The 14,356-nt window shown below is 69.8% G+C and carries 14 protein-coding genes; 8 read left to right on the top strand and 6 right to left on the bottom strand.

Annotated features, from left to right (window positions below):
* Positions 1–123: 123 nt before the first annotated feature.
* From AB5J55_RS11590 to AB5J55_RS11565, 6 genes are all read left to right on the top strand, one after another.
* A complete protein-coding gene (locus tag AB5J55_RS11590; protein ID WP_369270581.1) occupies positions 124–588 on the top strand; it encodes a hypothetical protein in 465 nt (154 codons plus the stop codon).
* Between the two features lie 12 nt (positions 589–600).
* Positions 601–1,140, top strand: coding sequence for a hypothetical protein (locus tag AB5J55_RS11585; protein ID WP_369270580.1), 540 nt, complete (start codon positions 601–603; stop codon positions 1,138–1,140).
* Between the two features lie 89 nt (positions 1,141–1,229).
* Positions 1,230–2,090 (top strand): bifunctional DNA primase/polymerase, encoded by an 861-nt coding sequence (locus tag AB5J55_RS11580; RefSeq protein ID WP_369270579.1) that lies wholly within the window; start codon positions 1,230–1,232, stop codon positions 2,088–2,090.
* A 2-nt stretch (positions 2,091–2,092) separates the two neighbouring features.
* Positions 2,093–3,574, top strand: coding sequence for an ATP-binding protein (locus AB5J55_RS11575; protein ID WP_369270578.1), 1,482 nt, complete (start codon positions 2,093–2,095; stop codon positions 3,572–3,574).
* Positions 3,575–3,994: 420 nt separating this feature from the next.
* Positions 3,995–4,234 (top strand): helix-turn-helix transcriptional regulator, encoded by a 240-nt coding sequence (locus tag AB5J55_RS11570; protein ID WP_369270577.1) that lies wholly within the window; start codon positions 3,995–3,997, stop codon positions 4,232–4,234.
* A 75-nt stretch (positions 4,235–4,309) separates the two neighbouring features.
* A complete protein-coding gene (locus AB5J55_RS11565; protein WP_369270576.1) occupies positions 4,310–5,569 on the top strand; it encodes a tyrosine-type recombinase/integrase in 1,260 nt (419 codons plus the stop codon).
* A 154-nt stretch (positions 5,570–5,723) separates the two neighbouring features.
* On the opposite strand, the gene glnA is transcribed toward AB5J55_RS11565, so the two are convergent.
* Complete coding sequence (gene glnA, locus AB5J55_RS11560; protein ID WP_369270575.1) at positions 5,724–7,133, bottom strand: type I glutamate--ammonia ligase; 1,410 nt, start codon at positions 7,131–7,133, stop codon at positions 5,724–5,726.
* A 198-nt stretch (positions 7,134–7,331) separates the two neighbouring features.
* On the opposite strand from glnA, the gene AB5J55_RS11555 reads away from it, so the two are divergent.
* Positions 7,332–7,799 (top strand): RDD family protein, encoded by a 468-nt coding sequence (locus tag AB5J55_RS11555; RefSeq protein ID WP_369270574.1) that lies wholly within the window; start codon positions 7,332–7,334, stop codon positions 7,797–7,799.
* 159 nt (positions 7,800–7,958) lie between these two features.
* Here the strand turns inward: AB5J55_RS11555 and AB5J55_RS11550 are convergent, their stop codons facing one another.
* The 4 genes from AB5J55_RS11550 to lipB form a co-directional block, all read right to left on the bottom strand.
* Positions 7,959–8,660 (bottom strand): DUF4191 domain-containing protein, encoded by a 702-nt coding sequence (locus AB5J55_RS11550; RefSeq protein ID WP_369270573.1) that lies wholly within the window; start codon positions 8,658–8,660, stop codon positions 7,959–7,961.
* Between the two features lie 75 nt (positions 8,661–8,735).
* Entirely contained in the window at positions 8,736–8,936 is a 201-nt protein-coding gene (locus tag AB5J55_RS11545) for a hypothetical protein (RefSeq protein WP_328428243.1), read from the bottom strand.
* 256 nt (positions 8,937–9,192) lie between these two features.
* A complete protein-coding gene (lipA, locus tag AB5J55_RS11540) occupies positions 9,193–10,182 on the bottom strand; it encodes a lipoyl synthase (protein WP_369270572.1) in 990 nt (329 codons plus the stop codon).
* A 105-nt stretch (positions 10,183–10,287) separates the two neighbouring features.
* Positions 10,288–11,085, bottom strand: a complete 798-nt coding sequence (gene lipB, locus AB5J55_RS11535; protein ID WP_369270571.1) for a lipoyl(octanoyl) transferase LipB — start codon at positions 11,083–11,085, stop codon at positions 10,288–10,290.
* Between the two features lie 278 nt (positions 11,086–11,363).
* Between lipB and AB5J55_RS11530 the strand changes: the two genes are divergently transcribed.
* Positions 11,364–12,803, top strand: coding sequence for a regulator (locus AB5J55_RS11530; RefSeq protein ID WP_369270570.1), 1,440 nt, complete (start codon positions 11,364–11,366; stop codon positions 12,801–12,803).
* A gap of 131 nt (positions 12,804–12,934) precedes the next feature.
* Here AB5J55_RS11530 and AB5J55_RS11525 read toward each other — a convergent pair whose 3' ends face one another.
* Entirely contained in the window at positions 12,935–14,317 is a 1,383-nt protein-coding gene (locus AB5J55_RS11525; protein WP_369270569.1) for an NAD(P)/FAD-dependent oxidoreductase, read from the bottom strand.
* Between the last annotated feature and the right edge of the window lie 39 nt (positions 14,318–14,356).

Genomic DNA, 14,356 nt, shown 5'->3' with positions numbered 1-14,356 from the left:
TGCACGAATGATCGTTCAGGGAGGCAGGGAGGCACCCCAGGTCAGACCCCGAAAACCCCCTCCGCAGCGCACCCCCAAGGGGGTGCCCCTGCCTCCCTGCCCTACCGCCGGAAGGGATTCCGCATGTACCCCGAGCACGCCCGCCACGCGCCCGCTGAGCGGGCCGTGGAAGTCCACCAGCCCACCCCCATCACCCCCGCCGCCATGCAGCCGACGCCGCTCATACCCGTTCAGCCGGGCACCGTCCCGACCGTGGCGAGCGTCGTCCTGCCCGACGGCCGCGTCGTCACCGGCTACGCCATGAACCCCCTGCAGCCCGAGCCCGTCGCGGCCAAGCCGGTCGTCTCCCGTACGGCGGTGAACGTCGCGCTCGGGGGCGTCGGATTCCTCGCCGTGTGCGGCGGACTGCTGCTGCTCACCACGTTCCTCACCGCACTCACGGCGCTGATCACCCAGCTCATCACGCTCGCCGCCGTGCTCTTCGGCGGATTCGTCGCCGTGCAGATCTTCAAACCGTCCGGCGCCAAGAGCGGCAACACCTTCCACATCCGCAAAGCGGTCTTCAAGCGCAACCACTTCAACGGCTGACAGGAGCCCTGCGTGTTCGAGATCCGGATCATCTGCGACCCCGCCGACACCGACCACATCCTGACCGCACTCGACACCGCATTCACGGCCGGCCCCGCACGCCACTACCCGGGCCGGGAAGGCCAGCACCGCGTCTACATCCGCGCCGACCACAAGCACACACCCGGGCCAGACGTCACGGACTGGCCCAACGCCACCCAGGCATACGCGAACGCACCCGACCCGGGGGGCGAGCTGGTGTGGCTCAGCAACACCGAAGACCGCGGGCGTGAATGGCTGCTACGCCGCGCGGCCCTCATGGACCGCATGGCCAGCGGCCTCATCCCCGGCTACACCGCCAGCGGCAGCAGCGCCCTCGACCTGGCCTCCCGGCTGATGGGCCTGGACGGCGCCGTCGTGGGCTGCAACCCACGGGCCTACGTGCGCCAGCAGTACGCCGCATGGCGGCAGCAGCAGTGCGGCGACCACGACACCGCTGCCCGCCGTGTTGACGACCCAGGCGAGGACTGCGGGCAGGCGCCCTGCGTCTGCGGGCCCAAAGCGCCCTTCTAGCTACGCCAAGGGCGGCCCCCTCGTCTCGCCAAAGTCGCGGGGCCGCCCTTGTCCACCTGCCATCAACAGACCTGTGGAGGTCTCCCAGCATGACGCAACCGACCGACATTCGGGGAGAGCACATGCATGCCGCGCTCTCCCTGGCAGCCGCCGGCGTGCCGGTACTGCCGTTACGAGCCGGGAAGGTCCCCTTCGGCAACTGCCGGGCCTGCGCGAAGAACGCGTGCGGCGGCCGGCCGAACATGAAGACCCCCGGCCCCTGCACCTGCCCCAAACCGTGCCACGGCTGGGCCGCCGCCACCACCGCCCCAGACACCATCAACTCGCCCACGTGGCGGCGGGCGTGGCGCGAGGCGGCAGCGGTGGCCTACCACCCCGGCGGCGCCGGCCTCACCGTCGTCGACCTCGACAACGCCGAAGCCATCGCATGGGCCCGCGCCAACCTGCCCGCCACACGGACCGTGGCAACAACCCGTGGCGAGCACTGGCTCTACCAGGGCGTCATGCAGTCCGCCAACGCCGTACGGCCCGGCATCGACATCAAGTCGTCCATGCAGTACGCCCGTTGGCTCGGTTACGGCACCGGTGCCACAGTCGCTCTCCCTGACGCTGTGCGCGCGCTGGCAGTAAAGGAGCCGCTCCCGTCCCGCAGGACGCCACAGACGCTCACAGTGCCCCTGAGGGGCAGGCAGGGGGAGTGCCGGCACCGCACACCCACCTACCTCGATCGTGGCATCGCCATGGCCGAACAGCGCATCACGGAGGCCCGCAGCGCCATCCACGCCACCGTGTACTGCACGTTCCTCGCCGTGCTGTCCACGCATGGCCGGTGCGGCTGCCTCACCGACGCCCATGTCGCGCGGCTCTTCACCGCCGCGCAGGCCAAGGGCGAAACCCCGAGGCACTGCACCGACGCATGGACCAACGCCCGCACCGCACTGGGGATGTAGCCATGTCCGAGGACGAGAAGACCCCGGCACGCCAGATCATCACCGACTACGCGCAGTCCCACTTCCGGTACTTCCGAACCGTCGACGGCACCGTCTACGCACAGCGAAACGGCCACCCCGTCGCCCGCCCCATCCGCTCCCAGGGCACGACAGGAAGCCACCGGCAGGAACTCATGGTCGGCCTCTTCAGGGACGGGGTCGGCGTGTTCAACGGAACCGCGCTCAAGGAGGCGCTCGACTTGATCGAAGCACTCGCACTCACCGAGGACGTGCAGCCCACCCACATCCGCGTCGCCCCCGGCTTCGACGGCGCGACCTGGCTCGACCTGGGCCGTAACGACGGCAAGTCCGTCCGCATCCACCCCGGCGGATGGGACATCCGCACCCCCGACCCACGGGAAGTGTGCTGGCGGCGCACCCAGCTCACCGGCGAACTCCCCCTGCCCGCCAAGGACACTAACGGCAAGGGCATCGACCTCCTGCTCCGGCTCTGCAACTTCGCCGGCGCCGAGACCGAGTGCCTGGCCATCGCCTGGCTGATCGGCTGCCTGGAACCGTCCGTACCCGTCCCCGCCCCGTTCCTCACCGGCCCCCAAGGCGCCGGCAAGTCCACCGGCGGCCGGATGCTCGTGCGGATCATCGAGGGCATGAGCGGCGACCTGCGGCGGGCGCCCAAGGACGAAGAGAACATGATCACGGCCGTCGCCGCCGGGTGGGTGACCGCCCTGGACAACCTCTCCCACCTGTCCCCGGACCTGTCCGACCTCATGTGCTGCATCGTCACCGGCGCCGAGAGCATCAAGCGCGCGCTGTTCACCGACGGCGACGTCGTCCGCTCCCGCTACCGGCGGCCCATGCTGCTGACCGGCATCGACGTCGGCGTCATCCGTCCCGACCTCGCCGAACGCCTCCTCCCGCTCCGTCTCGTCAGGCCCCGGGTGCGGCGCACCGAGGCGGAACTGTGGGCGGAGTACGCGGAGATCCTGCCGGTCGTTCTCGGCTCCCTGCTGGACCTGACCGTGAAGGTGCGGGCCGCTGAGGCGGAGACACCGACCGACCTGCGCATGGCGGACTTCGCCCACCTGTGTGCCCAGCTGGATGCGGCGACCGGCCTCGGGGCACTGGCCGCCTACCGGGCCAGCCTGGACGACCTGAACGACGACGTCATCGAGGGCGACCTCCTGGCACAGACCGTTTTGCAGCACGCAGCGGACATGAAAGCGGGAGCCGAGCAGCAGATGACGTCCACGCAGTGGCTGCACTGCCTCAGCGGCGTCTACACCGCAGATGACCTGCGCCCCCTGCCCAAAGGTTGGCCGACCACCGGCAAAGTGCTTTCCGACCGCCTCAAGCGGCTTCAGCCGACCCTCGCGGCCCGTGGCGTCCTCATCGACTTCGGCCGCACCCGAGAGGGCCGCTACATCGTCATGACCCGCCAAGCGGCCCCGCCCGCGCACGACCAGCAGCGCTTCGCCGGCTCCTGACCGCACAAGCAAGAGGAGCACCCCCGCGCCATGGGTGCTCCTCTTGCTGTTCGGCGGCGGCGCCGCCCTGCGCTGAACGCGCCGCGCAGCGGCTCCTTCTTCACGCCCTGAGCCGGACCACACCACCAACAGAACCGCCCTCTTTTTTCCTAAGTAGGGAAGCGCTGCGTCACAGCGTCACACGATCATGAAAAGCGCATCATGACCTGCACAGACGAGCGTGACGCAGACGGCGAATCCTGCGTCACGCCTGCGTCACCGCGTCACGCGTGACGGACAGCCTGCGTCACCCGTGACGCACCCCGAGCGCCCTGCGTCACGCAAACCCTCAGGTCAGACGCCTGAATGACGCAGGTGACGCTGTGACGCAGAAATCCGCACCTCGGACAGACACGGCCATGCCCTCCCCCTGGAGCCCCTATGGCAAAGCCGACAGCTCCCGCCACCCTCGCCACTCTCCGAGGCGGCCTCCCCGACCGGTACCTCACTCCCGACGACATCGCCGACATGTTCGGCGTGCCGCTCGAAACCGTCTACCAGTGGCGCAGGAAGCGCACCGGACCCCCCGGTTTTCGTATCGGTAAACACCTCCGCTACGACCCCGCCGACGTGCGTGCCTACGTCGTTCAGCGCAAGAGCGCCGACCGCGGCGCCGCGTAACCAACCAGTCCCAGGCATCAGGGAGAGCCGCCGCGAGCGGCTCTCCCTGATGCATGTCGAGAGGACCGCTGCCAGATGGCTGGCCACATCCAAGACCGTTGGTACAAGACCGAGACGACGCTTAACGGCAAAACGATCAGGACAAAGACCGATCGATACGGGACGGGTATGCGCTACCGGGCCCGCTACGTTGCCCCGGACGGGAGCGAACGCAGCAAGTCCTTCCCGGACAAACAGAAGCGGCTCGCAGAGGCGTGGCTGACGCAGATCGCGGCTGACATGACTCGTGGCCAGTACGTTGATCCGTCGGCTGGCAAGGTGACGTTCAAGGAGTTCGCCACTCAGTGGCTGGCATCCCAGACCACGGACCCTTCCACCATCGTCAACATGGAGTTGAGGTTCCGGCTGCACGCCTTCCCCTACCTCGGCTCTCGCTCCATGAGCGCGTTTCAACCCGCTCATATCCGCACGTGGGCACGGGCCCTCGCAGACTCCGGGATGGCAGCCTCGTATCAGCGGACGGTCTTCGCGAACGTCTCTGCTGTGTTCGGCGCCGCAATGGACGATGGCATTCTGACGCGGAACCCCTGCCGCGCAGGATCGGTGCGGGCGCCCAAGTTGGATCGGCGGAAGATCAAGCCGTGGCCGCGTGACCGGGTGGTCGCTGTCCGGGACGGACTGCCGAGCCAGTACGCGCCGATCGTCGATGTCGGTGCAGGGTGCGGACTGCGGCAGGGTGAGATTTTCGGGCTCGCCGTGGACGAAGTCGACTTCGTCGGGGGAGCGGTGCATGTCGTGCGGCAGGTCAAGCTGGTCGGCCCGCAGATGGTGTTTGCCCCGCCCAAGGGCGGCAAGCTACGGGACGTTCCGCTGCCGGGTGTGGTGTCGGATGCGCTTGCCGCTCACATCACCCGTCAGCCCCCTCTCGACGTCACCCTGCCGTGGAAGACGCCGGACGGTCTGCCGGTAACAGCCAAATTGCTGTTCTTCTCGCGGGAGCGGAAGGCGCTGAACAGGAACTACTTCAACATGTACCTGTGGAAGCCTGCCCTGATCGCTGCCGGCGTCATTCCGGAACGGGCGCCGGGGGAGCGGTTCCAACCGTCGCGTGAGCACGGCATGCACGCCCTGCGGCACTACTACGCGTCGGTGCTGTTGGACTCCGGAGAGAACATCAAGGCCCTGGCCGAGTACCTCGGTCACTCCGACCCGGGATTCACGCTCCGGACGTACACGCATCTCATGCCGAACAGTCAGGACCGTGCCCGCAGGGCCATCGACGCCGCGTTCGGCGCACCGGATGCGGACGCTGGCCCGGCGAAGCCGATGCGCTGACCTGAGTGGCGCCGGGACCGTAGCTCTCGACCGCCGTTCGCCCTGCGGGGCCCGAAAAGAGGCCGTCGGCCGTGCCCTTCCGGCGAGGAAGAACACGGCCGACGGCCCACAGACGGCCCAGGGGAGCGGAACCCCGCTCTGACCTGGGGCGATATCACACGTCGAAGTACAGCTCGAACTCGTGCGGGTGCGGACGCAGCTGCAGCGGGGCGATCTCGTTCGCGCGCTTGTAGTCGATCCACGTCTCGATCAGGTCCGGCGTGAAGACGTCGCCCTGGAGGAGGAACTCGTGGTCGGCCTCGAGACGGTCGAGGACGGCCGGGAGGGAGGTCGGGACCTGGGCGACGCCCGCGTGCTCCTCGGGAGCCAGCTCGTAGAGGTCCTTGTCGATCGGCTCGGCCGGCTCGATCTTGTTCTTGATGCCGTCCAGGCCCGCGAGCAGCAGGGCCGAGAAGGCCAGGTACGGGTTGCCGGAGGAGTCGGGCGCGCGGAACTCGACGCGCTTGGCCTTCGGGTTGGAGCCCGTGATCGGGATACGCATCGCGGCGGAGCGGTTGCGCTGCGAGTACACCAGGTTGATCGGGGCCTCGAAGCCCGGCACCAGACGGTGGTACGAGTTCACCGTCGGGTTGGTGAAGGCGAGCAGCGACGGGGCGTGCTTGAGGATGCCGCCGATGTAGTAGCGGGCGGTGTCCGACAGGCCCGCGTAGCCGGCCTCGTCGTAGAAGAGCGGCTGGCCGCCCGTCCACAGCGACTGGTGCACGTGCATGCCCGAGCCGTTGTCACCGAAGATCGGCTTCGGCATGAAGGTCGCGGTCTTGCCGTTGCGCCAGGCGACGTTCTTCACGATGTACTTGAAGAGCTGAAGGTCGTCGGCGGCTGCGAGCAGCGTGTTGAACTTGTAGTTGATCTCGGCCTGACCGGCGGTGCCGACCTCGTGGTGCTGGCGCTCGACCTGGAGGCCGGAGGCGGCCAGCTCCAGGGAGATCTCCGCGCGCAGGTCGGCGAAGTGGTCGACCGGCGGGGCCGGGAAGTAACCGCCCTTGTAGCGGACCTTGTAACCGCGGTTGTCCTCCAGCGCGCCCGTGTTCCAGGCACCCGCCTCGGAGTCGATGTGGTAGTACGCCTCGTTCTCGGCGGTCTTGAAGCGCACGCTGTCGAAGACGTAGAACTCGGCCTCCGGGCCGAAGTACGCGGTGTCGGCGATACCGGTGGAGGCGAGGTAGGCCTCGGCCTTCTTGGCCACGTTCCGCGGGTCACGGGAGTACTGCTCGCCCGTGATCGGGTCGTGGATGAAGAAGTTGATGTTGACCGTCTTGTCGCGGCGGAACGGGTCGACGCGCGCGGTGGACAGGTCGGCGCGCAGCGCCATGTCGGACTCGTGGATGGCCTGGAAGCCGCGGATCGAGGAGCCGTCGAACGCGAGCTCCTCGGCCGGGTCGAAGGCCGTGGCAGGGATCGTGAAGTGCTGCATCACGCCCGGCAGGTCGCAGAACCGGACGTCGATGAACTTCACGTCCTCGTCGGCGATGAACTTCTTGGCCTCGTCGGCGTTCTGGAACATCCAGCTCCTCCTACTCCCGACCCGTCGGTCCGGGGTGGTAGTTCGGTCGTGCGGCCAGTGCGGTGGCACACGCTGGCCTCGACCCTAGGGACGGGTGATTTCTCGGGCGTGACCCATTTGTTTCGCACACGTTAACCGGACATCCCCGACCTCCCCCCGCCTGTCCACATCGCAAAACGGGCACAGTACCGTGGTCGCGTGGACAAGAGGCAAGCAATCGGATCCTGGCTCTCGGGCCCCCGCGCGGCCGCCGAGGACGCCGGTGTCGACTTCGGATACCGGGGTGAGCAGCTCGGTCTCCCCGAGGAGGGACCGGGCTCCATCGCCCGCCCGGGACGCCGGCTCGGGGCACTGGCAGTCGACTGGGGCATCTGCGTCTTGATCGCATACGGTCTCATTACGGACGGCTACGGTCAGGCGACGAGCAACTGGGCGCTGCTGCTGTTCTTCCTGATGAGCGTCCTGACCGTGGGCACCGTCGGCTTCACCCCGGGCAAGCGCCTGTTCGGCCTGCGCGTGGTCGTCCTGGAGACCGGCAGCGTCAACCCACTGCGCGCCCTGCTGCGCACGGCCCTGCTGTGCGTCGCCATCCCGGCCCTGATCTGGGACCGCGACGGCCGTGGCCTGCACGACCGGCTGGCCCACACGGTCGAGGTACGGATCTGACCTCCGTACGCCTCGCATAAGTCGAACGTACTCCTCGTACCGGACGGGCCGCACCCGGCGATTCGCATACAACCCCTCGTACGACGATGGGGCGCCCGGAGTGATCCGGGCGCCCCATCGTCGTACGAGTTCGTACCAGGGAGATCGGTACGAGAGAGGTCAGCGAGCCTTCGGCCCGCCCTTCGGCAGCTTCATGCCCTTGGGCATCGGGCCCTTCGGCAGCGGCATGTTGCTCATCAGGTCGCCCATGGCCTTGAGCCGGTCGTTGGTGGCGGTCACCTGGGGGCCGGTCAGCACGCGCGGCAGCTTCAGCATGGTGGTCCGCAGCTTCTTCAGCGGGACCTGGCCCTCGCCCGTGCCCACGATCAGGTCGTGCACCGGCACGTCCGCGACGATGCGGTTCATCTTCTTCTTCTCGGCGGCCAGCAGGGTCTTCACCCGGTTCGGGTTGCCCTCGGCGACCAGCACGATGCCGGCCTTGCCGACCGCCCGGTGGACCACGTCCTGACTGCGGTTCATCGCCACCGCGGGGGTTGTGTTCCAGCCCCGGCCGATGTTGTCCAGCACAGCCGCGGCGGCGCCCGGCTGGCCCTCCATCTGCCCGAAGGCCGCCCGCTCGGCCCGGCGCCCGAAGACGATCGCCGACGCGAGGAAGGCGAGCAACAGGCCCAGGATGCCGAGATAGATGGGGTGACCGATCAAGAAACCGATCGCGAGGAAGACACCGAAGGTGACGATTCCGACAGCCGCGAGTACAAGACCGATCTTCTTGTCGGCCTTGCGGGTCATCTTGTAGGTCAGAGCGATCTGCTTGAGTCGCCCGGGGTTCGCAGCGTCCGCTGCCGTGTCCTTCCTCGCCATGCCACGAAGTCTACGTGCCCCCGGGAGCGCCGACGACGGCAGTGCCGTGCCGAGCGCACGGGGAGCGCGGCGGGGTCAGGAACGGACCGTGGTGACCTGGTCCAGGACGCGCTGCGCCTCGACCCGGTCCTTGGCGCGACGGCGGTCCTCCAGCACGGACGTCCAGGCGTTGCGGCGGGCGGTGCGCTGGCCGCTGCTCATCAGCAGCGACTCGACGGCACGCAGTGCAGTGGTGAACGACGGGATGGCGGTGGCGCGAACGGGCGCGGCCTGCATGGTGGAGGTCCCCCCTCGGGAATGGCGGCTTCGTGAGCGGTGCACGGGGTGTACAACCAGGGTCACTGATTGGTGTTACCAGGGCGTGACCGACCGGTCAAACACCAATGAAACCTTGATGCGCGGCCCGAAATGCTTGACGCGGCCCTGACGGAGCCCCTATCTGCGGGGACGTCCAGGACCGCGTCAATCGGCCGCTGCCGAAGGGAAGTTGCTTGTGCGCAGGTTCACATGAACCTGATGGCACTCCGTGCCATCAGACGGCCTGCGAGGCGACGTAGGAGCCGCCCCGCTGCGGAGCAGCAAATTGACGCTGCTCGATGGCCATCTGGTAGAGCCGCCCGGCGCGGTACGAGGACCGCACCAGCGGACCGGACATCACGCCGGAGAAGCCGATCTGCTCGGCCTCGTCCTTCAGCTCCACGAACTCCTGCGGCTTGACCCAGCGCTCCACCGGGTGGTGGCGCACGGACGGGCGCAGGTACTGCGTGATGGTCACCAGCTCGCAGCCCGCGTCGTGCAGCTGCTGGAGCGCCTCGCTGATCTCCTCGCGGGTCTCGCCCATGCCGAGGATGAGGTTGGACTTGGTGACCAGGCCGTAGTCGCGGGCCTCGGTGATGACCTTCAGGGAGCGCTCGTAGCGGAACCCGGGGCGGATGCGCTTGAAGATCCGGGGCACCGTCTCGACGTTGTGCGCGAAGACCTCGGGCCGGGAGGCGAAGACCTCCTGCAGCAGCTCCGGTACGGCGTTGAAGTCGGGGGCGAGCAGCTCGACCTTGGTGCGGCCGGCCTCGCGCTCGGCGGTCTGCTGGTGGATCTGGCGCACGGTCTCGGCGTACAGCCAGGCGCCGCCGTCCGGGAGGTCGTCGCGGGCGACGCCGGTGATGGTGGCGTAGTTCAGGTCCATGGTGACCACGGACTCGCCGACGCGGCGCGGCTCGTCGCGGTCGAGCGCCTCGGGCTTGCCGGTGTCGATCTGGCAGAAGTCGCAGCGCCGGGTGCACTGGTCGCCGCCGATGAGGAAGGTCGCCTCGCGGTCCTCCCAGCACTCGTAGATGTTGGGGCAGCCGGCTTCCTGGCAGACCGTGTGCAGACCCTCGCTCTTCACGAGATTCTGCATCTTCGTGTACTCGGGGCCCATTTTCGCCCGGGTCTTGATCCACTCGGGCTTGCGCTCGATGGGGGTCTGGCTGTTGCGGACCTCCAGGCGCAGCATCTTGCGTCCGTCCGGTGAGACTGCGGACACGTCGGCTCCCTGTGCTTCGATTCTTCGGCGTACACCAGGGTACGCCCGTGCTTACCAAGCCCTGCTGTCAGGCCAACCTCATCGCTACGGGGCTGATTCCCGGCATCAGGCGGTCGCCTTCTCGATCTCCCGCGGCTTCAAGTCCGCGTTCTCAAGTACGTCCCGCAGGTGCCGCTCGACGACCGGCAGCACCTCGTCGATCGTGACGTCCCGGCCGAGCTCGGCGGCCAGCGAGGCGACGCCCGCGTCGCGGATCCCGCACGGGATGATCCGGTCGAACCACTTGTTGTCCGGGTTCACGTTCAGGGCGAAGCCGTGCATGGTCACGCCCTTCGCGACCCGGATCCCGATCGCCGCGATCTTGCGGTCCTCGCGGCGCTGGCCGGCGTTGGAGGGTGCGTACTCGGGGCCGTTCAGACGCGGGTCGAACTCGTCGTCCGTCAGGCGGGGGTCGAAGTCCAGCGCGAGCCCGCCGAACGACGGACGCTGTTCGACCGGGTCGCCCAGGACCCACACCCCGCTGCGGCCCTCGACGCGCGTGGTCTCCAGGCCGAACTCCGCACAGGTGCGGATCAGCGCCTCCTCCAGCCGCCGTACGTGGGCCACGACGTCCACGGGGCGCGGCAGCTTCTGGATCGGGTAGCCGACGAGCTGGCCCGGGCCGTGCCAGGTGATCTTGCCGCCGCGGTCCACGTCGATGACCGGCGTGCCGTCCAGGGGCCGCTCGTTGTCCGCCGTGCGCCGGCCCGCCGTGTACACCGGGGGGTGCTCGAGCAGCAGAACCGTGTCGGGGATCTCGTCCTCGAACCGCGCCGCGTGCACCCGGCGCTGCTCGTCCCACGCCTGCTGGTACTCGACGGCGTCCGCCCCGAACCCCATGCGCACGAACCGCAACTCACTCACGGCAAGCGCCTCCCTGGTGCCTAGAAGGTCGTAAGGCACAAAGCGTGCCTACGCCACTGTACGACCGGCTCGTTCGAGTGACGTCTCGCGGTCCCCGTCAGCCCGGTAGGGCAATCCTCACACGATCGGATGAATGGGCGGCGTAATGTGCGATCGGCTGCTTACTCTCCGCTACATTCGCGCCGTTCGAGCAGGCCAAAAGGGCTGCTCACCGGCAATCCGGGCACCCGCGGCCGCACGGCCCCGCAAGGCCCGAAAGGCAGGAGACCGCACCGCAGATGACGGAACGACCCGCGCAGCGCACTCCCAACCGCCAGCTCGCCGCGCTCATCGCAGAAGCGGGATTCTCCAACGCGGGTCTCGCCCGCCGGGTGGACCAGCTCGGCCTCGAACACGGGCTTGATCTCAGATACGACAAGACCTCGGTCACCCGCTGGCTGCGCGGACAGCAGCCACGCGGTACGACGCCCGCGCTCATCGCCGAGGTCTTCACGCGCCGCCTCGGCCGCCGGCTCTCCGCCCAGGACCTCGGCCTCGACGCCTGCGCGCCCGTGTACGCGGGGCTGGAGTTCGCCGCGACACCGGAAGAGGCCGTCGACATCGTCAGCGGCCTGTGGCGCAAGGACTCCGGCAGCCATGCCGAGCTGCGCAAGATCGCGTTCACCCCGGCCGGCCTCGTCGTGCCCAGCCGGGACTGGCTGATCGGCCGCGCCGACGAGAAGGTCGCCCGCGGCGACGCGATCGCCCGCATCCCGGTGCAGGGCCGCCCGACGGCCGTACCCCGCCAGCGCGGGCAGGCCGAGCGCGGCCCCGGCCAGAAGGTCACCGGCGGCGACATCGCCGCGCTGCGCTCGGTCGGCGAGCTGTTCCGCTCCCTCGACGACATGTACGGCGGCGGTCACGCCCGGCAGGCCCTGGTGCGCTACCTGGAGCACGAGTGCGAGCCGATGCTGCGGGGCACCTACGGCGAGCAGACCGGCCGCCGTCTGTTCGCGGCCGCCGCGGACCTCACGAGGCTCGCGGGCTGGACGTCGTACGACATCGCGGCGCACGGGCTCGCCCAGCGTTACTTCGTGCAGTCCCTGCGGCTCGCGCAGGCGGCCGGTGACCGGGCGTTCGGCTCCTACGTCCTGGTCACCATGAGCCGTCAGGCCGTCTACCTCGGGCACGGACGTGAGGCCGTCCAGCTCGCGCGCGTGGCCCAGCAGGGTGTGGGGACCAGCGCGCCGCCGGTCGTGCAGGCCCTGCTGCACGCGTGCGAGGCGCGCGGGCACGGCGTACTGGGCGAGGTGCGCGCCTGCACCGCCTCCCTGGTGCGGGCCGAACGCGCCCTCGAAGCGGCCCGCCCGGTCGACGACGTCCCGCACTGGGCGCGCTTCTTCGACGAGGCACAGCTCGCCGACGAGTTCGGCCACTGCCACCGGGACCTGCAGCAGTTCCGCGCGGCGGCCCAGCACGCCGAGCGGTCCCTGCAACTGCGCGCCCCCGCCTACGCCCGCAGCCGCCTCTTCTCCCGTGTCGTCCTCGCCTCCGCCCGCCTCGGCCTCGGCGAACTCGACCAGGCCTGCGCGTTGGGCGCGGAGGCCGCGGGCGCCGCCGCGGAGATGCGGTCGGTACGGGCGGTCGAGTATGTCCGGGACTTCGAGCGGAGGTTGGAGCCGTATCGGGATGCGGCGCCGGTGCGGGGGTATCGGGACAAGGTCGCGGCGCTGGGGTAGGGGGCATCGCCGCAACTCCGACCGGAGGTGCGCCCTCTGCGGCCGCGTTGTGGCTGGTCGCGCCCGCGCGGCGGAGCCGCATTTCGACACCGCCCCGCGCCCACGAGAAGGGGCGCGGGGGTCCCCGAGACCTATGCCGCTGCCCGCAACGGTTCCGCTCGGTGCAGGGAGCCCGCCGCTCCCAGGTCCGTCAGGATCGCCGCCGCGGCCCGGTGGGCCGAGTGCAGGGCCCCTTGGACCGTACTGGTGTCGCGGTGGTCGCCGCAGACGTACAGGCCCGCCAGGAGGCGCACCGGGCGGCGCAGGTCGTGGGGCGGGCGCATCGCGGGGACGGCCTCCGGGGTGTGGTGCACGGCGAGGGTCTCCCAGCGTGCGGTGGAGGTGCCGTAGAGGCGGGACAGGTGCATCCGCACGGCCGTGTCGACGTCGGGCGGCGGCGTGCCGAGGACCGTCGACGAGACGAGCGTGCGGCCCGCCGGTGCGCGGCTCGGGTCGACCTGGCTGATCACCGCCGTGTGCGCGACCGGGCCGCCCCGGTCGGCGTCGAGCAGCAGCGCGGCGCCGGTGGTCGGCGGCTCGTCGGTCGTGTGGTGGAGGACGGTCACCGGGTGGAAGTCCGGTACGCGCAGGCCCGGCAGCAGCTCGGCGGCGGTCCGTGCGTCCGTCGCCAGCAGAACGGCACGGCAGCGGATCTCGCCGTGCTCGGCGGTGGTCACGGACGTCGTGGCGACCGACGTGACCCGCACACCGGTGTGCACGGTGCCCGGCGGCAAGGCCCGTGCCAGCAGCTCCGGCAGCGCCTCGGCGCCGCCCTCGGGCACGCACATCCGACCGCTCGCGAAGGAGCGCAGCGCCAGATCCGCGCACCGGCTGGACGTCGTCAGCTCCGGATCGCACAGCAGCGCGGCGAGCAGCGGCCGCAGGAAGCCGTCGATCGTCCGCGCCGGAACACCTCGCTCCGCGAGCGCCTGCGCGGCGGGCAACTCGGGGCGGGCCAGCAGCCGTTCGACAGGCACGGTGGCCAGCCGGGCGAGCGCGGCGCCGAGCCGGGCCTGGTCGACGGCCGTACCCAGCGGTGCGCCCGCGCGGACCCGCGGTATGGACGTCTGTCCCGGAACACCCCGTACGGGCCCGGTCCTCGGGGCGCTCGCCAGGGCGCGCACCACGTGGAGTGCGCCCCTCGCGCGCCGGGCGCTCAACGGGCTCGCCACCGCGCCCGCGCGATGCCGGCGCCCGTCGCTGTGCAGCAGTACGCCCGGCGCGAAGGGGCGCAGCGCCAGCGCGTCGAGCCCCGGTGTCAGCCGTAGCTCCGGATACGACGTCGACAGGAGTTGCCCTATCCGGTCGAGCCGGAACCCGTCGACCTTCTCGGTCGACATGCGGCCGCCCGGGTAAGGGGCGGCCTCCAGCACTGCGGTCCTCACTCCTGCGCTGGTCAGCCGATGCGCCGCGGAGAGTCCGGCGACCCCGGCTCCCACGATGACGACGTCCGCCTGGTACGCGTGCTCAAGCACGTGCCCCTCCTCGAGGTTGCGCGGCCGGTGGAGACGTCA

Origin of the sequence: Streptomyces sp. R11, assembly GCF_041051905.1 — a bacterium.
Taxonomy (GTDB): domain Bacteria; phylum Actinomycetota; class Actinomycetes; order Streptomycetales; family Streptomycetaceae; genus Streptomyces.
This window is presented reverse-complemented; position numbering and strand designations above follow the sequence as displayed.